The organism is Variovorax sp. (genome assembly GCF_965279555.1).
Taxonomy (GTDB): domain Bacteria; phylum Pseudomonadota; class Gammaproteobacteria; order Burkholderiales; family Burkholderiaceae_C; genus Variovorax.
In genome coordinates this window covers 1,891,949-1,912,447 of the sequence record NZ_OZ257247.1, presented here as the reverse complement: position 1 = coordinate 1,912,447, position 20,499 = coordinate 1,891,949, and the positions used below count along the sequence as shown (strand labels likewise).

Annotated in this window: 16 protein-coding genes and 1 other RNA gene; 7 read left to right on the top strand and 10 right to left on the bottom strand. The window is 67.2% G+C overall.

The window, feature by feature from the left end:
* Window positions 1-19: 19 nt before the first annotated feature.
* The 5 genes from ACQY8B_RS09245 to dnaX form a co-directional block, all read right to left on the bottom strand.
* On the bottom strand, window positions 20-1,057 hold the full coding sequence (locus ACQY8B_RS09245) for an ABC transporter substrate-binding protein (RefSeq protein ID WP_422086424.1): 1,038 nt from the start codon (window positions 1,055-1,057) through the stop codon (window positions 20-22).
* A 136-nt stretch (window positions 1,058-1,193) separates the two neighbouring features.
* The gene (locus tag ACQY8B_RS09240; RefSeq protein ID WP_422086423.1) at window positions 1,194-1,586 is read right to left on the bottom strand and encodes an MAPEG family protein; all 393 of its coding nucleotides are present in this window, start codon (window positions 1,584-1,586) and stop codon (window positions 1,194-1,196) included.
* Between the two features lie 25 nt (window positions 1,587-1,611).
* Window positions 1,612-2,202, bottom strand: a complete 591-nt coding sequence (gene recR, locus ACQY8B_RS09235; RefSeq protein WP_081266265.1) for a recombination mediator RecR — start codon at window positions 2,200-2,202, stop codon at window positions 1,612-1,614.
* Window positions 2,203-2,317: 115 nt separating this feature from the next.
* Window positions 2,318-2,650, bottom strand: a complete 333-nt coding sequence (locus ACQY8B_RS09230) for a YbaB/EbfC family nucleoid-associated protein (RefSeq protein ID WP_007836669.1) — start codon at window positions 2,648-2,650, stop codon at window positions 2,318-2,320.
* Between the two features lie 55 nt (window positions 2,651-2,705).
* On the bottom strand, window positions 2,706-4,562 hold the full coding sequence (dnaX, locus tag ACQY8B_RS09225) for a DNA polymerase III subunit gamma/tau (RefSeq protein ID WP_422086422.1): 1,857 nt from the start codon (window positions 4,560-4,562) through the stop codon (window positions 2,706-2,708).
* 181 nt (window positions 4,563-4,743) lie between these two features.
* Here dnaX and ffs point away from each other — a divergent pair.
* Together ffs and ACQY8B_RS09215 are read left to right on the top strand one after the other, a co-directional pair.
* Window positions 4,744-4,840, top strand: an RNA gene (gene ffs / locus ACQY8B_RS09220) — signal recognition particle sRNA small type.
* A gap of 16 nt (window positions 4,841-4,856) precedes the next feature.
* A complete protein-coding gene (locus ACQY8B_RS09215; RefSeq protein ID WP_422086421.1) occupies window positions 4,857-5,396 on the top strand; it encodes a GNAT family N-acetyltransferase in 540 nt (179 codons plus the stop codon).
* Here ACQY8B_RS09215 and ACQY8B_RS09210 read toward each other — a convergent pair.
* Genes ACQY8B_RS09210 through ACQY8B_RS09200 form a run of 3 tightly spaced genes read right to left on the bottom strand, consistent with a single transcriptional unit; the run spans window position 5,374 to window position 12,421 of the window.
* Window positions 5,374-6,612 carry a TIGR03862 family flavoprotein gene (locus ACQY8B_RS09210; RefSeq protein ID WP_422086420.1) on the bottom strand — a complete coding sequence of 413 codons (1,239 nt, stop codon included), beginning with the start codon at window positions 6,610-6,612 and terminating at the stop codon, window positions 5,374-5,376. The genes ACQY8B_RS09215 and ACQY8B_RS09210 overlap by 23 nt on opposite strands.
* The gene (locus ACQY8B_RS09205) at window positions 6,609-9,869 is read right to left on the bottom strand and encodes a UvrD-helicase domain-containing protein (protein ID WP_428745010.1); all 3,261 of its coding nucleotides are present in this window, start codon (window positions 9,867-9,869) and stop codon (window positions 6,609-6,611) included. The genes ACQY8B_RS09210 and ACQY8B_RS09205 overlap by 4 nt, the downstream gene beginning before the upstream one ends.
* Entirely contained in the window at window positions 9,866-12,421 is a 2,556-nt protein-coding gene (locus tag ACQY8B_RS09200) for a PD-(D/E)XK nuclease family protein (protein ID WP_422086418.1), read from the bottom strand. Before ACQY8B_RS09200 ends, ACQY8B_RS09205 begins: the two co-directional genes overlap by 4 nt.
* A 158-nt stretch (window positions 12,422-12,579) precedes the next feature.
* On the opposite strand from ACQY8B_RS09200, the gene trxA reads away from it, so the two are divergent.
* The gene (trxA, locus tag ACQY8B_RS09195; RefSeq protein ID WP_042578306.1) at window positions 12,580-12,912 is read left to right on the top strand and encodes a thioredoxin TrxA; all 333 of its coding nucleotides are present in this window, start codon (window positions 12,580-12,582) and stop codon (window positions 12,910-12,912) included.
* A gap of 182 nt (window positions 12,913-13,094) precedes the next feature.
* Window positions 13,095-14,360: a transcription termination factor Rho gene (rho, locus tag ACQY8B_RS09190; RefSeq protein ID WP_013540932.1), complete on the top strand. Its 1,266-nt coding sequence runs from the start codon at window positions 13,095-13,097 to the stop codon at window positions 14,358-14,360.
* 58 nt (window positions 14,361-14,418) lie between these two features.
* Here rho and ACQY8B_RS09185 read toward each other — a convergent pair whose 3' ends face one another.
* Entirely contained in the window at window positions 14,419-15,486 is a 1,068-nt protein-coding gene (locus ACQY8B_RS09185; protein WP_422086417.1) for an oxidoreductase, read from the bottom strand.
* A 181-nt stretch (window positions 15,487-15,667) separates the two neighbouring features.
* Between ACQY8B_RS09185 and ACQY8B_RS09180 the strand changes: the two genes are divergently transcribed.
* From ACQY8B_RS09180 to ACQY8B_RS09170, 3 genes are all read left to right on the top strand, one after another.
* Window positions 15,668-15,937 carry a type B 50S ribosomal protein L31 gene (locus tag ACQY8B_RS09180; RefSeq protein WP_019653042.1) on the top strand — a complete coding sequence of 90 codons (270 nt, stop codon included), beginning with the start codon at window positions 15,668-15,670 and terminating at the stop codon, window positions 15,935-15,937.
* Window positions 15,938-16,015: 78 nt separating this feature from the next.
* On the top strand, window positions 16,016-17,752 hold the full coding sequence (locus tag ACQY8B_RS09175; protein ID WP_422086416.1) for a hypothetical protein: 1,737 nt from the start codon (window positions 16,016-16,018) through the stop codon (window positions 17,750-17,752).
* Window positions 17,749-19,101, top strand: coding sequence for an MATE family efflux transporter (locus tag ACQY8B_RS09170; RefSeq protein ID WP_422086415.1), 1,353 nt, complete (start codon window positions 17,749-17,751; stop codon window positions 19,099-19,101). Before ACQY8B_RS09175 ends, ACQY8B_RS09170 begins: the two co-directional genes overlap by 4 nt.
* Before the next feature lie 17 nt (window positions 19,102-19,118).
* Here ACQY8B_RS09170 and phoR read toward each other — a convergent pair whose 3' ends face one another.
* A complete protein-coding gene (phoR, locus tag ACQY8B_RS09165; protein ID WP_422086414.1) occupies window positions 19,119-20,462 on the bottom strand; it encodes a phosphate regulon sensor histidine kinase PhoR in 1,344 nt (447 codons plus the stop codon).
* Between the last annotated feature and the right edge of the window lie 37 nt (window positions 20,463-20,499).

Genomic DNA, 20,499 nt, shown 5'->3' with positions numbered 1-20,499 from the left:
GTCGCGGGGACGTTCGGAATCAGGCTTTGAACCTGTCTTTCGCGCGCCTTGCAAAATCGTTGGTGTAGGTCTTGGCGAGGTCGATCTTGTCGGCCTTCACCGTGGTGTCGAAGCTCGCGATCGCGGTGAGCGCGGTCTTGGGGCCGTCGGCCGGCACGAGGCCGTCGGTCGCGATCGACTCGCGCACCTTGTCGAAAGACGCGAGGTACAGCGCGCGGTCGCCGAGCAGATAGGTCTCCGGCACCGTCTTGATGATGTCGCCCGGCCCCGCCGTCTGCAGCCACTTGAGCCCGTGCACGATGGCGTTCGCCAGCGCCTGGCAGGTGTTGGGATTCTTCTGGATGAACTCGGTCGATGCATAGAGGCAGGCCGCCGGCATCGTGCCGCCGAACACCTGCTGCGTGCCCTTGAGCGTGCGCGTGTCGCTGATGATCTTCACGTCGCCCTTCTGCTCGAGCATCGTCATCACCGGATCGGTGTTGCTGATGGCGTCGATCTGGCCCGAGCGCAGTGCGGTGAGCGCGCCGGCCGCCACGCCCACGCCGATGTAGCTCACGTCGCTGGCCTTGAGCCCGCCGCGCGAAAGCACCAGATTGGCCACCATGTTGGTCGACGAGCCCGGTGCCGAGACGCCGATCTTCTTCCCCTTGAGATCCTGGATGCCGGTGTAGCCGGCCATGTTCTTGGTCGACACGCCCACCGCGATCTGCGGTGCGCGGCCTTGCAGCACGAAGGCCTGGAAGAACTGGTTCTTGGCCTGCAGGTTGATGGTGTGCTCGTAGGCGCCGGAGCACACGTCGGCCGAGCCGCCGACCACGGCCTGCAGCGCACGCGCGCCGCCGGCGAAGTCGGAGATTTCCACGTCCAGCCCTTCGGCCTTGAAGTAGCCGAGCTGCTCGGAGATGGTCAACGGGAGGTAGTAGAACGCCGCCTTGCCGCCCACCGCGATGGAGACCTTGGTCTTCTCCAGCTTCGCCTGTTGCGCAAAGACGCGCGGCAACGCAATGGTTGCGGCGGCAATGGCGGAGGCGGAAATGAGGGCGCGGCGGTGGAGCATGAAACGGTGCCTGGAGGCTCTGTGATTCGTCTGGACTGAATCGAGCTTAGGGGCCGCATCACGCGACTGCATCGGGGTCATCCCGTGCGGGTTTTCACGTAAGCATGAAGGCCTCCCGAAGGCCCTGCGCACGGGGCTATCGCCCGATGAAAAGTATTGCAGCGTTGACCAGGAAACCGAGGGCCCAGACCGCGCTGCGAGCATTGCCCACGCCCTTGATGTAGAGGCCGATATAGATCACGCGCAGCACCACGTAGGCCGCGGCGAGCATGTCGAGCCGCCCCTGCGCCGCGCCAAGCTGGTGCGCAATGATGACGGCGCCGATGAAGAACGGCAGGCCCTCGAAGCTGTTGGCCTGCGCGCTGTTGGCACGTGCGCGCCAGCCGTTCTGCCTCGCGGCCCAGTCGCGCGGATGCATGTTGTCGCGCGGACCGAAGCTGCCCGCCTTGGCGATCCAAGCGGCCAGGTACGGCAGGACGCAGGCGATGAACACGCACCAGTAGGCTACCGTGAGCAGTGAAAAAGTCATGTCGTTTGGTCTCCGCCGGCGGTGCTTACCGCCGATCCACCAGCGCGTGCGCGATGGTGCCGAGGTCCACGTACTCGAGTTCGCTGCCGGCCGGCACGCCGCGCGCAAGACGCGTCACCGTCAAACCGCGCTGCTTGAGCGCTTCACCGATCACGTGCGCGGTGGCCTCGCCCTCGGCCGTGAAGTTGGTGGCGAGGATGACTTCGCTCACCGTGCCATCGAGCGCCCGGTTGAAGAGCTTCTGCAACCCGATGTCGTTGGGGCCGATGCCGTCGAGCGGACTGAGCTTGCCCATCAGCACGAAGTAATAGCCGCGGAATGCGCCGGTGCGCTCGAGCGCGGCCTGGTCGGCGGGGGTCTCGACCACGCAGAGCTTGCTCACGTCGCGCCGCGAGTCCATGCAGACGCTGCAGATCGGCGCTTCGGTGAAAGTGTTGCAGAGCTCGCAGTGCCGCACATTGCCCGCGGCCTGCTGCAGAGCACGCGCGAGCAGCTGCGCGCCATCGCGGTCGTGCTGCAGCAGATGAAAAGCCATGCGCGAGGCCGACTTGACGCCGACACCGGGCAGGCGGCGAAGCGCATCGACCAGGGCATCGAGCGAACTGGCGTCGGCCATGTCAGGCGGCCCTTTCGCGCAAACACCGCGGAACCGGCTTTGCCGGGCCGCAGGCGTTGCCCCCTGCGAGGGGGTTGGCGGCCACACGAAGCGGGCGAGCCTGGGGGAGAGTCATTTAGAACGGCAGCTTCATGCCTGGGGGCAGGCCGGGCATGCCGGCCGTCAGCTTGCCCATCTTCTGCTCGCTGGTTTCCTCGGCCTTGCGCACGGCGGCGTTGAAGGCCGCGGCCACCAGGTCTTCGAGCATGTCCTTGTCGTCGGCCAGCAGGCTCGGGTCGATGGTGATGCGCTTGACGTCGTGCTTGCAGGTCATGACGACCTTGACGAGGCCGGCGCCCGATTCGCCTTCGACCTCGATATGGGCCAGTTCTTCCTGGGCCTTCTTGAGGTTGTCCTGCATTGCCTGCGCCTGCTTCATGAGGCCGGCCAGTTGTCCTTTGTTGAACATCGTTGGTCCTGATTGTTGGGTTGGAAAATGGGAGAAGGATAAGAGAGACGGAAGCTCAGGCCGGTTTCAGGGTTCCTGGGACGATCTTCGCATCGAAGTCGCGCATGAGCGCCTGCACTTCGGGGTCGTTGTAGATGGCCTCCTCGGCCACGCGCTGGCGCTCGTCGGCGGCCTGCCTGTTGCGCCGCGCCGGGCTGTCGACCACGGCACCGATCTCGATCGTGAGCTTGACCTCGTGGCCGAGGCTGTTGAGCGCGGCCGTCAGCTTCTCGCGGCTGGAGGGCTGGTTGAGCGTCTCGCGCTCGATGCGCAGCATCCACTGGTCGGTATCGCGGCCCACCAGCTGCGACTGAAGCGCCAGTTCGCGCGTCAGGGCATTGATGGCCTCGGACGCGACCAATTGCGTGACCGTGGCATGCCAGAAGTCGCCGTCTTCGCTCTGGGGAATGGGCGTGTAGGGAACACGCTGCGAGCCTTCGGCGGGGGGAACGTCGCGCGCGCTCGGCGGAGGCTGCACGCGGATGGGCACGCCGACGACCTTGGCCGGCGTGTCGGGCGGCTCGGGGCGCTGCTCGGGCTGGCGGCGGGGTTCGTCGACCACGGCGAGGCGTTGCCCTGCGGGCGCTGGCGGAGATGTCGGGGCTGCCGCTGGCGCCATGGCAGCCGGCGCTTCGGCCGGAGGGCGCACGACCGGCGCGGCGGCCTGAACGGGGGCCGGGGCACGTGCCGGCGCCTGCGGCGCGGCGGCCGCAGCTTCATTCAGAGTTTTTTTTTCCGTGGAGGCTGTCGAGGCAGCCGCGCTGGAAGGCTTGAAGGCCAGGAGCCGCAACAGCACCATGGTCAGCGCCGCGTACTCGTCGGGCGCCAGGCCCAGCTCGCCACGGCCGTGCAGGCAAAGGCTGTAGAGCAACTGCGTCTCGTCGGCGGGCATCAGCGCGGCCAGGCGCGCGGTATCGGCCGCATCGGGGTCTGTGGCGGCATCGGCGGACTCGGCGCGCGAGGGCACCGCCTGCAACACGGCCATGGCCTGCAGAACGGCCGTCATTTCTTCCAGCGTGGACGCGGCCGACATGCCGTCGACGCGCAGCGCCTCCGACGTCTCGACCACCGTCTTGCCGTCGCCCAGCGACAGGGCTTCGATCAGGCGGAACACATGGCCGCGATCGACGCTGCCGAGCATCTGCCGCACGCCGGTCTCGACCAACTCGCCGTTGCCGAATGCGATGGCCTGGTCGGTGAGCGACAGCGCGTCGCGCATAGAGCCGCGCGCCGCGCGAGCCAGCAGGCGCAGCGCCTGCGGCTCGGCCGGAACGTTTTCGGTCTGCAGCACGCTCGTGAGGTGTTCGAGCACCGTCTCGGGCGCCATCGGCCGCAGGTTGAACTGCAGGCAGCGCGACAGCACAGTGACCGGCACCTTCTGCGGATCGGTCGTGGCCAACACGAACTTGAGGTACTCGGGCGGCTCCTCGAGCGTCTTCAGCATCGCGTTGAACGCGGTGTTGGTGAGCATGTGCACTTCGTCGATCATGAAGACCTTGAAGCGCCCCTGCACCGGCTTGTAGACGGCTTGTTCCAGCAGTGACTGCACCTCGTCGACACCACGGTTCGAGGCAGCGTCGAGCTCGGTGTAGTCGACGAAGCGGCCGGAATCGATGTCGCGGCAAGCCTGGCAGACACCGCACGGCGTGGCCGTGATGCCGCCCTGCCCGTCCGGGCCCTGGCAGTTGAGCGACTTCGCCAGGATCCGCGAGACCGTGGTCTTGCCGACCCCCCGGGTGCCGGTGAACAGATAGGCGTGATGCAGGCGCTGCGTCGTCAACGCGTTCTCGAGCGCCTGCACCACGTGCCCCTGACCGACCATCTCACCGAAGGTTTTCGGGCGGAACTTGCGAGCGAGCACGAGATAAGACATTGCGGGCATTCTAAAAGGCGCGGCGTCCCTCCCCCCGCCCCCACCCCAAAATCAAAAAGGCCCCAGTCTGGTCGTGGGACACCGAGGAACCGGCTCCGCCGGGCCTCAGGTGTCGCCCCCAGCAGGGGGGAAGGAGAAGCGACACGAAGTGCGCGCAACCTGGGGGGTTACAATACGTGCTGACGGGCCTCCCTGCATGGTGAAGTGGCCAACCGGGTCAGGTGGGGAACCAAGCAGCCCTAACTGCGTAGTCAGTGCCAGGGGTAAGGCTCGTCAACCTAACATCAAAAAGCCGTGAGTTCCAAAAAAAGAACTCACGCGCTGCCTCAAGGGGCTGCCGCCCCGCACTCCAAACCTCGCGCCGCCATCAACTTGGACATTCGGCTCGCCAGCATCAACGATCTCGAAGCGCTGATACGCCTCGATACAGCAGCCCCGCACGACGAGCGCCGCGGCGCTCAGATCAAAGGTTGGATCAATGACCGGTTCTGCCATGTGATCGAGACAGGCGGCGAAATAGCCGCCTACGGCGTCTTGCATCACCACTTCTTCGACTGCGGCTTCATCGAAATGCTGATGGTCGGCGAGAGATTTCGTCGAAGAGGGCTTGGCCTGGAACTCGTCGAGCATTTGAAGTCGATCTGCGATCAACCCAAACTCTTCACCTCCACGAACAGGTCCAATCAGGCGATGCAATCGCTGCTGAAAGAGGCCGGATTCAGGGAAAGCGGCCACATCGACAACCTCGACGAGGATGACACCGAACTGGTGTTCTTCTGGCCCCGTGAGCGATCGCGCACCGGGCCATCCATCACAGCCCCAGCCGCTGAATAGCGCCCCGCGCCGCAGCCGCACCGCTCGCCATCGACGCCGTGAGCAGGTAGCCGCCGGTCGGCGCCTCCCAGTCCAGCATCTCCCCTGCAGCGAACACGCCGGGCAGCGCGTTCGCCATCAGCGCCGCGTCCAATGCGTCGAAGCGCACCCCGCCAGCCGTGCTGATCGCCTCGTCGACAGGCCGCGTCGCGACCAGCTTCAGCGGCACTGCCTTGATCGTGGCCGCCAGTGACACGGGGTCTTGCATCGCCTCCTTGCTCAATGCCTCGTGCAGCACGCCGGCCTTGATGCCTTCGATGCCGAGCCGGCTCTTGAGGTGGCTGCTCAGCGAGCGAGCGCCGCGTGGATGCTTCACCGCCGCGAGTACCTGCTCGGCACTGCGATCAGGCAGCAAGTCGAGCAGCAGCGTCGCGCTGCCGTTCGCTGCAATCTCGTCGCGCAGCAGCGCCGACGCGGCATAGACAAGGCTGCCCTCGATGCCCGTGGCCGTTGCGACGAACTCGCCCTTGCGCGCGAAGTGGCGCCCCTGGCTGTCGGCGAACGAGATTGCGACCGACTTGAAAGGCTGCCCCGCGAAACGGCTCGAAAAGTGTTCGCTCCACCCTTCGCCGTCGAAGCCGCTGTTGGCGGGCAGCAGCGGCGCCACCTCCACGCCACTGGCCTGCAGCCACGGCGCCCATGCCCCGTCGGAGCCCAAACGCGCCCAGCTCGCGCCGCCCAGCGCCAGCACCACGGCATCGGCTTTCACGACGGCCTCCCCGGCTGGCGTCGCGAATCGCAACGCGCCCAGGTCGATCGCGCCGTCGCCCAGCCAGCGATGCCGCATATGAAACTGCACACCCGCCGCGCGCAGCCGGTGCAGCCATGCACGCAGCAGCGGCGCGGCCTTCATGTCGGTCGGGAACACGCGGCCCGACGTGCCGACGAAGGTCTCGATGCCCAGCCCCGCCGCCCACTCGCGCACCTGCTGCGGGCCGAACTTCCCGAGCATCGGTTCGAGCTGCGCGCGGCGATCGCCGAAGCGGCTCATGAACACATCGAAAGGTTCCGAGTGGGTGAGGTTCAAGCCGCCGCGTCCGGCCAGCAGGAACTTGCGCCCCACCGAGGGCATTGCGTCATACACATGCACTTGCGCACCGGATGCGCTCAGCACTTCGGCCGCCATCAGGCCGGCGGGTCCGCCGCCGATCACGGCAACGGCAGGAGAAACATTCATTCGAGAGTTACCAGTTCGCCCTGCCCGGTCAGGAACGCGACGCGCACCGTGGCACCGGGATAGGCATGTTGCACTGCCGCGCGGTAGCGCTGCATCTGTGCGATCAGCGCGGCGTCCCGTTCGGGGCGCGCCGCGGATTTGTAGTCGAGGATCCACCAGGCGCCGCCGTCGCGCTCGCGCACCAGACGGTCGATGCGCAAGGTCTCGCCTTCATGCACCAGCGTGACTTCATTGCCATGCCAGTCGACCCTGCGATCGTCCCACACCCAGGCGCCCGCCCCGGCACGGATGCGCTGGGCCAGCGCGGCGGCGCCGCGTGCCTGCTGGGCATCGAGCATGAATTCGCGAGCGGCCGCACGCACGTGGGCAGCGGGCAGAGGCTCGCCCGGCACGGCCCATTCGAGCAGGCGGTGCATGGCCTGGCCGAAGGCCGCGGCACGCGCGTCGACGGTGGCGTTCGCAGCCGCCTTTTTGGTCGAAGGCACTTCGGCCGACACCGGCGCCTCGGGCATTTTCTTCATCGAGAAGCTGGCCGGGCCACTCTCGGTCGGCAGCGCGACCAGCGGTTCGTCGGCCTCCGTGGGCTCGCACAGCGGCTCCAGCCGGGCCCACCAGCTGCCCTCGTTGGCCCGCGCGGGACGCACCGATGACAGCACCAGACGCTCGCGTGCCCGCGTGGTCGCGACGTAGAGGCCGTTCAGTTCCTCGCGATGTCGGGCGCGCTGCTCTTCTTCGAGCAAGGGCGCTGCGCAGGCCGGTGGCGTCTTCTCGCTCGCGAGGAAAACGAAGCGCGTCGGTGCGCTGTCGCTGCCCTTCCATTCGACCAGCACGCCCATGGTCTGGGCGCGCGGCGGCGGGGCATCGCAATCGAGCATGAGCACGGTGTCGGCCTCGAGGCCCTTGGCGCCGTGCACGGTAAGCAGTTGCACGGCGTCCGGCGCGGCGACGGACGGCGCCCGCACGCCGCCAGCACGCAGCGAACGCACCAGCGCATAGGGCGTGGTGAATCGGGCGCCGTCGATGTCGAGCGACGCGGTCAGCACGCCGCGCAGGTTGGCCAGCGCACCCTGGCGCATGGGCGCCGGCACCGCCGCGCCGAACTTCGCGAGCAGGTCGCCGTCATTGAAGATCGCGTCCAGCGCGTCGTGCGGAGCCAGCGTCATCAGCCAGCGCTGCCACTTGCGCAGCTTGACGCCCGCCTCGGCCAGTTCAGCCGGCAGGTCTTCGCCCTTCTGGATCAGCGAGAACCAGTTGAGCGACGGGCGCTCCCGCTGGCGCAACGCCAGTTGCACCAATGCGTCGTCGCCGATGCCGAAAGCAGGCGACTTCAGCGCTCGCGCCAGGGAAAGATCGTGCGCGGGCGACACCAGCGCGTCGATCAGCGCGACCACGTCCTGCACTTCGGGTGCGTCGTGCAGCTCGTTCTTCTCGGGCTGCTGTACGGGAATGTGCCGCTGGCGCAGCGCGTCCTGCATGGCGGACAACCGGCTGCGACGGCGCGCCAACACCATGATCTGCCGCGGCGGCGTGCCGTCGGCGATGCGTTGTGCGACCCACTGCGCTGCCTGCTCGCACTCTTTCTGCAGCAGTTGCTCCTCGGGCAGCACGCGCGGCGTGACGAGGCTGTCGCGCCAGTGCAGCATGCCGTCGTCGGCGGGTTCGGCCTCGGCGGCGCCGAGCGCATCGCGGTCGATGGCCGGCAGCCTGAGCAGTTCGCCTGCGTCGTTGCGCTCGGTGGTGTGGGCGCGGTAGCCGTCGAACTCGCCGGCTTCCTGCGCGGCCAGCATCGCCGAGTTGACCAGCCCGACCACGGCGCGCGCGTTGCGGTGGGTGTGGTCGCAGTTCAGCAGCTCGCCGTCCAGGCCCTCGCGCACGAATTTCTTGGCGGCGATGAACACCTGCGGCTCGGCGCGGCGGAAACGGTAGATGCTCTGCTTCGGGTCGCCCACGATGAACACGCGCGGCGCCCGCCCCTGCGCGCCGGTGTAGGCGCTGAGCCAGCCGTAGAGCGCCTGCCACTGCAGAGGGTTGGTGTCCTGGAACTCGTCGATCAGCAGATGGGCGATGCGCGCGTCGAGCCGCTCCTGCACCCAGCCAGACAGCGCCGACTGGCCGAGCAGCAACTGGGCGGCCTGTTCGACGTCGTTCATGTCGACCCAGCCGTGGGCACGCTTCACGTCGGCAAAGGCCGCGATCAGGATGCGCGTGAGCCGCGTCATGCGCTGCTGGTAGAGCCACGCCGCGTGCTGGGCCTGCGCGCCGCACAGCACCTGCAATTCGGCCTCGGCCTCCTGGGCGGCGGGGAATTTCTGAAGGTTCTTGTTGAGCCGGTCTTCGGTGGCCACGAAGAAGTTCTTGCGCAGGTGCGCCAGCGCGGCCTGCAGCGCGCCCGCCTCCGGCTCACCCGTGCCGAAGACGTCGATGATGGCCTCGGCGGCCTTCTGCGGCGTCTTGTTCGACTCCTTGCCCAGCGCGGCTGCGCGGTCGAGCCAACGCTTGCGCACTTCGTTGCCGCGCAAGGCGTCGGTCGGCTCCTCCAGCCCGTCGAGCGACGGATAGAACGCGCTGAAATGCTGCACCGCGTTTTCCGCATCGGCCAGCGAGAACTCGACGCGCTTGGACAGCGCCTCGCCCAGCGCCTTGGCGGTCTGCGAGCGGCCGTGCGTGGCGACGACGGCGTAGTAGTCGGCCAGCGCATTACGGTCGGCGGTGACCGCCTCGAAGAACGGGCGCCATGTGTGGCTGCGCGCCTCGGCATCGTCCTCGAGCAGTTCGTAGTTCGAAGGCAGGCCAAGTTCGCGCAGCACCGCCAGCGGCGCGTTGCGCAGCAGGCCCGCAAACCAGGCGTGGAAGGTGCGGAACTGCACCGGCCGGCCACCTTCGAGCAAGCGCCGGTAGAGGCCCTTCAGGCGCGGAACCGCAGCCAATGCGGCGCCGGGCTCGACGCCGCGCATCACGAGCTGGGCGACCAGTTCCTCCGGCGTGCGCTCGGCGAAATCCTCGAGCCACTGGTCGAGCCGCTCGCGCATTTCACCGGCGGCTTTCTTCGTGAAGGTAATGGCCAGGATTTCGTGCGGCTCGCAGGCGGAATCGCCTTCCTCGAGCAGCGCGCGCAGGATGCGCGACACCAGCATCCAGGTCTTGCCCGCGCCCGCGCAGGCCTCGACGGCAACCGACCGGCGCGGGTCGCACGCGACGACATAGAAGGCTTCGCGCGTGACGTGGCGGCCGTTGTGTTCGTAGGCTGCGCCGTTCATTGCGCCACCTCCCAGAAATCCTTGCGGCAGAGGCCGCGCGCCGCGCAGTAGTCGCAGACGGCGCCCTCCCCCAATGGAGGCAGCGGCGCCCCCTGGGCGATGCGGGTGAAGTCATGAATGATGCCGGCCACGAGTGCGTCGCGCGCCTCCACCACGGCCGGCTGCTCGACGGTCTGCGTCCCCGAGGACTTCTCCCCCACGTTCACGTAGGCCGCGCGCAAGGTGTCATCAGCCACCAGCGCCGCGTAGAAAGCCAGCTGGGTGTCTTCGGTCGGGTCTTTCACGCGCTCCTTGCTGACGGAGGCGGACTCGGTCTTGTAGTCGATCACGAAGGGCTGGCCGTCGGGCATGCGGTCGATGCGGTCGAGCCGGCCGATCAGGCGCAGGTCACCCAGCGGCTGCTCCTTCCAAGGCTCGGACTCGACGAAGACCGCGCCGCTGGCCTCATGCCCCGTCAGCCAGTGGAGGTAGCCGTCGCGCACGGCGGGCCATGCCGCCGCGAACGGCAGGAATTCGGCGTCTGACAAGCCGAGTTCGCGCGTGGCCCGGCGCGCGGCTTCCTCGATGAACGCGGCGCGCTCCCGCGCATCCTGCGTCGGGGCTTCGGTCAGCGACTGGTGGAAGTGGCCGAGCACGGCGTGCAGCCAGTTGCCGAAGTCGCGCTTGTCGACCTCGGCATCGAGTTCGTCGGCGCTGCGCAGGCCGAGCTGCCGCAGCGCGAAGAAGCGATAGGGGCAGCGGCGCAGGTCTTCGTACACGCTGGTCGAGATGTTCTGCAGCGGCAGCAGCGCGCCGGAAGGCTTCGGATATTCGGTCGGCTGCACGGCCACTTCGCGCGGGGAGCGCGGGTCTGCGGCGGGCCGCAAGGCGTGGTCGAGCTGCAAGGCCTGCACCAGCGGGCTCGGGCGCACGGGCTCGCCGTTGGCGTCGGACTGGCGCCACAGCAGTTCGCACGACGGGTTGTGCAGCGCCATCGCCCAGGCCGCGCGCTGTGCGGCCTCGAGCGTTTCACGCGAAGGCAGGCCGAGATCGGCGCGCTGTGCGGCGCTCCAGTTGCCTGGTGGCTCCGGTGATGCAGGCAGGCGGCGGTCGTCGCAGCCCGGGATGACGACCGCGCCGAAGGCACGGCCCAGCAGTTGGTAAAGCGGCAGCACGACGACCTTCGGGGCCTGGTCGCCGGCAGGCGGCACGAAGCTCGCGTCTTCGAGCACGTCGCGAACCCAGGCGGTGAACTCGGCGAGCGTATGGCGGCCACCGGGGAACTCTTCGTCGTCGCCGTGGGCACCGGCGTCGAGCCACAGCGCGGCGATGACCTTGCCGCCGGCCATGTCCTCGCTGAGCGACTCCCACTGGTCGCCCGCTTCCAGCAGCTCGCGCAGCGCGCGCAGCCATTCGGCCAGGGGCCTGGAGCGGGTCATCGGCGCGCGGCGTTCCTCGATGGCTTCGGTAAAGGTCAGCAGCGTGGCGTCGTGCGGTTTCTCGCTGCGCGCCACCAGCGCGCACCACGCGGACCAGTCGCGCACGCCTTCCCGGCGCAGGCGGGCCTCGAGCGACTGGACGGCCAACGCGTCGCCATCGGCGCCGCTCTTGAGCCATTCGAGCACCTGGTCGCTGCTGGCGTCATGGGCGCAGGCGCGCAGCGAGCTCATGAGGGTGGCGGCGGCGCGTGTGGTCGAAAGTTTCCATCCGGTCTCGTCGTGGGTGATGACGCCCTGTGCCTTGAGCTGGGCGCTGATGCGGCGGGTGAGCGCGCGGTCGGTCGCCACCAGCGCGACTGGCGCACGGTCTTCGGCCAAGTGGCGCAGCACGCAGGCGGCCGCGAGTTCCGCTTCGTCCTCGGGGTCGAGCGCGACATGCGAGGCCGCGGCTTCGGCCGGCGCATCGGTCGGTACCAGCGAAAGGTGCAGTGCCCGGTCACCCCACAGGGCGCACAGGGCCTGCGTGAGCGGATCGGTCTGGAAGCCCTCGAGCACGATGAGCGCATCGACTTGCGCGCGCGTACTTTCGCGCTGGAGCACGTCGGTGGCGTAGCCCGAGGTCGAGACCCACGCCACGGCAATCCGGATCAGCGCGCTCTCGGTGCGGAACCACTCGGACTCGCTGCCCGCCTCCGCCACCTGCGCCGCACGCGCAGCCCATTCGCCCACACGCTCGTCTGGCGACACGGCGGCCGCAAGCGGCACCAGTTGGTAGGCAAGTTCGACCACGCGGCCGGCCAGTGCAAAGCGCTCGGCGCTGAAACCGGCCTGCGACAGCAAGGCCTGCGCGGTGACAAGGTCGCGCGCCATGTCGTGCGCGACGTCGTAGCCGGTGGGCACGAAGCCGCCGGCGCTGCGGGCCCAGTTGTGCGTGGTCTCGAAGCGCGGCACGAAGCCCGGGCTGCCGCAGCGGGCCCACATGGCGCGCGCCACGCCCATCAGTTGCGCATAGGGCACCAGCACCACCGTGCGGGCCGCGTGCACCTGGCGCTCGGCGAGCGCGCGGACGATCCGCGCGACGATGCCGTCGGCGGGGTCGCACCACAGGGCCTGGACGGGGTGGCCTTCGTTCATGTTCTATCGAGGGGTTTGAGAGTGTGGGAGGCGTGACGAGCAAGGGCTTTGGCTATCGCCGCCATAGCGGCCGCGCATGGCACGCCACCCCTTGGTTTCTGTCACAATGACCTGAACTTTAGCTGCACCGAAACTCTCTGCGCACAAGGATCCATCACATGGCCAGCGAACTCATCAAACACATCTCCGATTCCTCCTTCGAGGCCGACGTGCTCAAGTCCAGTCAGCCCGTTCTGGTCGACTACTGGGCCGAATGGTGCGGCCCCTGCAAGATGATCGCCCCGATCTTGGATGAAGTGTCGGCCACCTACGAAGGCAAGCTGCAGATCGCCAAGCTGAACGTGGACGAGAACCGCGACATCCCCGCCAAGTTCGGCATCCGCGGCATCCCCACGCTGATGCTGTTCAAGGACGGCCAGCTGGCCGCCACCAAGGTCGGCGCCATGAGCAAGGCGCAACTCACGGCCTTCATCGACCAGCAACTCGCCTGAGCGACATTTCACCCGGCCAGCGCGCAATGCGTTGGCCGGAGCGTTTTTCCTGTCATAATCTCCAACAGATCACCGGCCTTACCTAGGCAACCGGTTCGAGTTCCCCGGTTGGTGAAGCAGTTCTCGCTTCACACCCAACCTCCCCCCGTTTTCCGTTCGATTACCCCGCGAGGGGTCATTCCATGCACTTAAACGAACTCAAGGCACTCCACGTGTCTGAAGTCCTCAAGCAGGCTGAAGCGCTTGAGATCGAAAACGTCGGCCGCATGCGCAAGCAGGAGCTGATGTTCGCGATCATCAAGAAGCGCGCCAAGGCCGGCGAGCAGGTCTTCGCCGACGGCGTGCTCGAAATCCTGCCGGACGGCTTCGGCTTCCTGCGCAGCCCCGACACCAGCTTCACGGCCAGCACGGACGATATCTACATCTCGCCCAGCCAGGTGCGCCGCTTCAACCTGCACACCGGCGACATGATCGAAGGCGAAGTGCGCACGCCCAAGGATGGCGAGCGCTACTTCGCGCTGACCAAGCTCGACAAGGTCAACGACGGTCCGCCCGAGCAGAACAAGCACAAGGTGATGTTCGAAAACCTGACGCCGCTGTTCCCCAAGGAACAGATGAAGCTGGAACGCGACGGCGTCAAGGGCGAAGAGAACATCACCGGCCGCATCATCGACATCATCGCCCCCATCGGCAAAGGCCAGCGCGCCCTGCTCGTGGCACCGCCCAAGAGCGGCAAGACGGTGATGATGCAGCACATCGCCCACGCGATCAGCGCCAACTACCCCGACGTCCACATGATGGTGCTGCTCGTCGACGAGCGCCCTGAAGAAGTGACCGAAATGCAGCGCACCGTGAAGGGCGAGGTCATTGCCTCGACTTTCGACGAGCCCGCCGCGCGCCACGTGCACGTCGCCGAAATGGTGATCGAGCGCGCCAAGCGCCTGGTCGAGCTCAAGAAGGACGTGGTGATCCTGCTCGACTCGATCACCCGCCTCGCCCGTGCCTACAACAACGTCGTGCCATCGTCTGGCAAGGTGCTGACCGGCGGTGTCGACTCCAACGCCCTGCAACGCCCCAAGCGCTTCCTGGGCGCCGCGCGCAACGTGGAAGAAGGCGGCTCGCTGACCATCATCGGCACCGCGCTGATCGACACCGGCAGCCGCATGGACGAAGTGATCTTCGAAGAGTTCAAGGGCACCGGCAACTCCGAAATCCACCTCGACCGCCGCCTGTACGAAAAGCGCGTGTTCCCCTCGATCCAGCTCAACCGCAGCGGCACCCGCCGCGAAGAACTGCTGCTGGCACCCGAGATCCTGCAAAAGACCCGCATCCTGCGCCAGCTCATGTACAACATGGACGAGATCGAGTCGATGGAGCTGATGCTCAAGAACATGAAGGCGACGAAAACCAATGTCGAGTTCTTCGACATGATGCGTCGCGGCGGCTGAGCACCTTTTCGCTCTGTCCGCAAAAGCGCGTTGACCTATTTGGGCCAACGCGCTTTTTTCATGGGCGAGCTACAGGAATCGCGCGGCCTTCAAGAGCACTCTGGCGGCCGAGGTCGAGCAGCTCCATCAGCGCCACGGCCTGCTCGGGCGGCACGGGATTCGGTCCCTTGCCCAGAATGGCGTCGCGCACCGCCGCGTAGTAGTCGACGTAGTTGCCTGCGCGCGTGGGTACGTTGCGTTTGCTGGCCTTACCGTCGCTGCCGACCAGCGTGAGTTCGCCGTCGAGCGGATCGGTTCCCCACCCTTCGGCCGGCGGCCTTTGCCCCGCGCGCAGCGCATCTTCCTGCGTATCCACACCATGCTTGACGTAGCTGCCGCGCGTGCCATGCACGATGTAGCGCGGCGCCGCATCGGCTGCCAGGGTTGTCGAATGCAGCACCACGCGAAGCGGTGCATGCGGTCCGCTTTCGTAGCGCAGCACGGCATGGAAGTAGTCTTCGACCACGGCGCCGTCGCGCAGGACGGCAGTGTCAAGCTGGATCGTGTCGGGCAGCCCGAACAGCTGCACCGATTGGTCGACCAGGTGCGCCCCCAGGTCCACCCAAAGGCCGGACCCTGGCACCGCCTGCTCTCGCCACCGCACCTTCACCTCCGGCCGGAAGCGGTCGAAATGCGACTCCAGATACACGGGGCGGCCCAACTCGCCGCTTGCCAGGACGTCCTTGAGCGTCAGGAAATCGGCGTCGAAGCGTCGGTTCTGGTAAACCGCCAGCACGCGCTTGTTGCGCTGAGCCAACGCCTCCAGCGCCCTGGCCTCGGCTGCGTCGAGGGTGAAAGGCTTGTCGACCACCACATGCTTGCCAGCCTCCAACGCCGCCTTGGCGACCGGAAAATGCTGCGCATTAGGTGTCGCAACCACCACAAGATCGATGTCCGATCGGGCCACCAGCGCCACCACATCGGAAACCACTGGTACGCCGGGCCAGTCCTCCCCGACCTTGTCAGGCTGCGAACTCGCCACAGCGGCCAATTCGAGCCCGGGCACCGCGGAAAGCACGGGTGCATGGAAAGTCTGGCCGGCAAAGCCATAGCCGACGAGGCCGGCGCGCAAGGTTGTAACAGTCATGGGAGGCTGGTTTGCTCGGAAAAGCGGCAGTATGCGATAATCGTGGGCTCCGCGAAAAGTGCGGCTGGGCAGCGTCGCCCGGCTTCCCAGGCCTGCCCTGGGGCAGCGCGCCAAATGAATGGTGCACTGGTGGCTCTCGCATCGACCGCGCATTGATTCCAACAGCGCAAAAGGAAATACCATGGCAAAAGAAGGCATTCACCCGAATTACCGCGAAGTTCTGTTCGTCGACATGTCGAACGGCTTCAAGTTCGTGACCCGTTCGTGCGCGAACACCAAGGAAATGGGCAAGACCGACGACGGCCGCGAGCTCCCCCTGTTCAAGCTGGACACCACGAGCGAATCGCACCCCTTCTACACCGGCACCCAGAAGTCGGTCGACAACATGGGCGGTCGCGTCGAGAAGTTCCGCAACCGCTTCGGCAAGACCACCGGCGCCGCTTCGAAGTAAAGCACGCGCTTTTGCGTCGAGGGCAGCCCGGTTTACCGCGCTGCCCTTTTTGTTTCCGAAACCTGCTTCCTGCCCCTTTTGAACCAGCCCACCCCAGCGATCGTTGCCCAGAGCGCCGTGCGCCGACTGCCGCGCATCGCGCTGCTGCTGCTGTGCGCGGCCTACCTGCTGCCGGGCCTGGTCGGCCGGGGCCCATGGAAAAGCGCAGACATCACCGCCTTCGGCTACATGGCCGAACTGGCCCGCAACACCGAAGGCATTTCTCGCTGGTTCGACCCGTTGCTGCTGGGCATTCGCCCCGAAACACCCGCGCTGATTCCGTACTGGATCGGCGCCTGGGCTATCAAGATCGCCCCCTCGTGGCTGAACCCCGACCTGGCGGTGCGCATCGCGTTCGCATTCCTTCTCTGGGGCACGTTCACCGCCACGTGGTACGCCGTCTACTACCTGGCCCGCACATCGCGCGCCCAGCCCGTGGCTTTCGCCTTCGGCGGTGAAGCACGCCCGACCGACTACGCACGCGCCATTGCCGACGGCGGCCTGCTGGCGCTGATCGCCTGCCTCGGCCTGGCGCAGCTCGGTCACGAGACCACGCCCGCTCTGGCGCAGCTGTTCTTCGCCTCGTACCTTTTCTACGGCGTGGCCGCGTTGCCCTACCGCCGCGCCGGCCCCGTGATCGCGCTGATCGTGGGCACCCTTGGCATCACGATGAGCGGCGCTCCCACGGTCGGCCTGGCGCTGGCCATCGGAAGTACGCTGTACATCGCCTACGAACGTCGAACCGCGGCAAAGGCCCGGAACGAATTCGACACAGAAAACGACGACGGTCCCGGCTACACCCTGGGCGCCTTCGCGACGATGGCAAGCGTCACCGCGGTGGCGGCAGTGCTGGTGTTCGCGCTGGGCCTGCCCCAGTGGAAGATCACGCTGACAGGCGGCTCCCTGTTCGGTGACATCCGTGGCCAGGCCAAGCTGCTGCTGTGGTTCACCTGGCCGGTCTGGCCACTGGCCATCTGGACGCTCTGGCGCTGGCGCCGCCAGCTCAATGCGCGCCATGTAGCGCTGCCGTTCTGGTTCGCGCTGGTGCCGCTGGCAGCGACCTGGACCACCGATTTTTCCGACCGCTCGCTCATGCTGGCGCTGCCGGCATTCGCCACGCTCGCGGCATTTGCCCTGCCGACCTTCCGCCGCAGCGCGGCGGCGCTGGTCGACTGGTTCAACGTGCTCTTCTTCAGCGGCCTGGCGCTGCTCGGCTGGATCTACTGGATCGCCATGCAGACCGGCGTGCCGCCCAAGCCCGCAGCCAGCGTGACCCGCCTGGTGCCGGGCTTCGTGCCCGAGTTCTCTCCCATCGCCGTGGTGCTGGCAGTGGCCGCGACCATTGCCTGGTGCTGGCTGGTGCGCTGGCGCACCGGTCGGCATCGCGCGGCCCTCTGGAAGACGCTGGTGCTGCCAGCCGGCGGCACCGCGCTGTGCTGGATGCTGCTGATGACGCTGTGGCTGCCGCCCATCGACTACGCACGCAGCTATGTGCCGCAGGTGCGGGCCGTGGCCGAGCGCGTCGGCCAGCCGAGCTGCATTGCGGAGCTTGCACTGAGCCGCCCGCACATCGCCGCGCTGCGCTACCACGGCCAGTTCAACCTGCAACCGCTGCTGCTGGGCACCGATTGCCCCTGGCTGCTGGTCAGCCCTGAGACCATCGAGCGCCTGCACACGATCATCCCCTTCGATCAATGGCGTTTCAGCGGCACCCTTCGCCGCCCCAGCAGCCCGGCCGACGATCTGCTGCTCTACCAGAAGATCACGCCCCAGTGAGCGCACCGAGCGGCGAAAGGGGCCTGATCGCGCGGCATGCCGGCACCGTGCTGGTCGGCCAACTGGCTGTGATGGCCTTCGGCGTGACCGACACCATCATCGCCGGCCGCTACTCCGAGGGCGCGCTGGCCGCGCTGTCGGTCGGCGCTGCAATCTTCGTCAGCGTGTACGTCTCGCTGATGGGCGTGCTGCAGGCGCTGCTGCCTGTGTGGGCCGAACTGCACGGCGGCGGCCGCGGCAGCGAGGTCGGCCGTTCGGTACGGCAATCGCTGTACCTCGCCGCCATTGCCATCGTGATCGGCATGGCGGCGCTGCTGGCACCTGCCGCCGTGCTGCGTCTCACGCAGGTGCCGCCCGAAATGCGCGGCGACGTGGAGATGTACCTGCGCGTGCTGGCCTTCGCCCTGGCACCTGCCCTGCTCTTTCGCCTGTTCAGCACGCTGAACCAGGGCCTGGGCAAGCCGCAACTCGTGACCTGGCTCCAGTTGGGCTCGCTGGTCGTGAAGCTGCCGCTCTCGATCTGGTTCACCTTCGGCGGTGCCGGGCTGCCGGCGATGGGACTGGTGGGTTGCGGCTGGGCCACGCTGTGCGTGAACTGGACCATGCTCGCCTGCGCGGTCTGGATGCTTCGCAGCAGCCCTTTCTACCGCGGCTACAGGTTGTGGGAACGCCTGGAGAAGCCCGACTGGCAACAGATTCGCCTCTTCGCACGGATGGGCGTGCCCGGCGGCCTGGCCGTGCTGGTCGAAGTGACCTCGTTCACGCTGATGGCACTGTTCATTGCACGCCTTGGCACAGCTGCCGCGGCGGCGCACCAGATCGCCGCGAACCTGATGGCGGTGGCGTACATGGTGCCGCTGTCGCTCTCGATCGCGACCAGCGCGCGCGTGAGCTTCTGGCTCGGCGCAGGCGATGCCGCCAGGGCGCGCCACGCATGCAGGCTGGGGTTCGAGCAAACCATGTTGTGCGCCCTGCTTTTCTCCACTGCGCTGATTACGCTGCGCCACGAACTGGCCAACGTGTACTCGGACAACCCCGCCGTGGTCGGGCTGGCCGCGGCACTGATGCTGGCAGTGGCCGCCTACCACCTGGCCGACGCCGTGCAGACGCTGTGCGTGTTCCTGCTGCGTTGCTACCGGGTCACGCTCGCACCGCTGCTCATCTACTGCGCGATGCTCTGGGGCCTGGGACTCGGCGGCAGCTACATGCTTGCGTATCACGGCCTGGGTCCGTGGGCAGCCATGCAATCGCCGCTGGCGTTCTGGATCATGAGCGCTGGCGCGCTGGCCTTGACGGCACTGTTCTTCATCAGCCTGCTGCGCTGGACGATGAAGAAGCGCTCGGCCTGAAAAGCCGCGCTGCGTGCCTACTGCTGCTTGGCCAGCAGCCGCGCTTCCCGGACACGCGCCGCCGGAAACACCAGCGCGAATCGCGAGCCCTTGCCCACCGTGCTTTCTATGCGCAATTCGGCCCCATGACGCTGCGCAATGTGCTTCACGATCGCAAGGCCCAGTCCGGTGCCACCCGTCTCGCGCGACCGGCTGCGGTCGATGCGGTAGAAGCGCTCGGTCAGCCGAGGGATGTGCTCGGCCGCGATGCCGGGCCCCGTGTCCTTCACCGCATATTCACCACGCCCGTCGGGCAGCACCCGCCAGCTGACGGCCACCTCGCCACCGCCCGGCGTGTAGCGGATGGCGTTGCTCAGCAGGTTCGACATTGCACTCTGCAGTTCGGTCGGCGCGCCCGACACCTCGGACTCCGCGTCGATGGTGAACGAAAGACGATGGCCCAGCGGCGCCAATCGGCCCGACAGACCCCGGCCCTCATCCTCGCAATGCGCGAGCAAAGCCCGGATGCGAATCCACTGGTTGCCCGAGGGCGCCGCGCTCCCCTCCAGCCGCGACAGTGTCAGCAGGTCATTCACCAGCGTTTCCATCCGGTGCGACTGCTGCCCCATCAGCGACAGGTAACGTGTGCGCTCGTCCGCATCGAGCGGCAGGTTCTGCAGCGTTTCGACGAAGCCGGCCAGCACGGTAAGCGGCGTGCGTATCTCGTGAGACACGTTCGCCACGAAATCGCGGCGCATGGCTTCGGCCTGCTCCAGAGCGGTGATGTCGCGCGTCAGCAGCATGCGGCGGTTGCCTGCATAGGGGTGAACCTGCACCGACAGCCGCACGAGGTGGCTGCGCTGGTGCGCATGGCCCGGGCCGAAGGCGTCGATGATGACGTCCCGGCTGTAGTTCCAGGAGGCCAGATAAGCCACGAAGGCCGGGTCGCGCACGAGGTTCGCCAGATGCTGCGCCAGGTCCCGCTCGGCGTCGATGCCGAACTGGCTGGCAGCCGTCTGGTTGCACCATTCGATGCGGCCCTGCTCGTCGAGCAGCACCACGCCATTCGGGGATGCCTGGATCGCCGCCAGGAACTCCTGCAGCCGGTCTTCGGCCTGCCGGGCCTGCTGCTCGCGGTCGCGCAGCAGCTTGCGAATACGCTCAGCCAACTCGCCCCACACACCAGGTCCGCGCGCCGGCAAGCCCATTGCATCGTTGCGCAGTACCTGCAGCAGCCGCTCGGCACGCCAGGCATCGAGCCCCAGCCACAGCACCGCACCCAGCCAGGCACCCAGCCAGCCGAATTTCCAGCCGAAAGCAGCAACAGCGCCCCCTCCAATTGCAAGGGACGCTATTAAAAATGTAGCAATGCGAAAAGGCATGGCGGGCGATTATCCGCGCCCGCAGCCAAGGGAAGCC

Excerpts from the sequence above, each read along its gene's own strand:
- ACQY8B_RS09245 (WP_422086424.1), bottom strand. The coding sequence starts at position 1,057 with ATGCTCCACCGCCGCGCCCTCATTTCCGCCTCCGCCATTGCCGCCGCA.
- ACQY8B_RS09240 (WP_422086423.1), bottom strand. The coding sequence starts at position 1,586 with ATGACTTTTTCACTGCTCACGGTAGCCTACTGGTGCGTGTTCATCGCC.
- recR (WP_081266265.1), bottom strand. The coding sequence starts at position 2,202 with ATGGCCGACGCCAGTTCGCTCGATGCCCTGGTCGATGCGCTTCGCCGC.
- ACQY8B_RS09230 (WP_007836669.1), bottom strand. The coding sequence starts at position 2,650 with ATGTTCAACAAAGGACAACTGGCCGGCCTCATGAAGCAGGCGCAGGCA.
- dnaX (WP_422086422.1), bottom strand. The coding sequence starts at position 4,562 with ATGTCTTATCTCGTGCTCGCTCGCAAGTTCCGCCCGAAAACCTTCGGT.
- ACQY8B_RS09210 (WP_422086420.1), bottom strand. The coding sequence starts at position 6,612 with ATGAATGTTTCTCCTGCCGTTGCCGTGATCGGCGGCGGACCCGCCGGC.
- ACQY8B_RS09205 (WP_428745010.1), bottom strand. The coding sequence starts at position 9,869 with ATGAACGGCGCAGCCTACGAACACAACGGCCGCCACGTCACGCGCGAA.
- ACQY8B_RS09200 (WP_422086418.1), bottom strand. The coding sequence starts at position 12,421 with ATGAACGAAGGCCACCCCGTCCAGGCCCTGTGGTGCGACCCCGCCGAC.
- trxA (WP_042578306.1), top strand. The coding sequence starts at position 12,580 with ATGGCCAGCGAACTCATCAAACACATCTCCGATTCCTCCTTCGAGGCC.
- rho (WP_013540932.1), top strand. The coding sequence starts at position 13,095 with ATGCACTTAAACGAACTCAAGGCACTCCACGTGTCTGAAGTCCTCAAG.
- ACQY8B_RS09185 (WP_422086417.1), bottom strand. The coding sequence starts at position 15,486 with ATGACTGTTACAACCTTGCGCGCCGGCCTCGTCGGCTATGGCTTTGCC.
- ACQY8B_RS09180 (WP_019653042.1), top strand. The coding sequence starts at position 15,668 with ATGGCAAAAGAAGGCATTCACCCGAATTACCGCGAAGTTCTGTTCGTC.
- phoR (WP_422086414.1), bottom strand. The coding sequence starts at position 20,462 with ATGCCTTTTCGCATTGCTACATTTTTAATAGCGTCCCTTGCAATTGGA.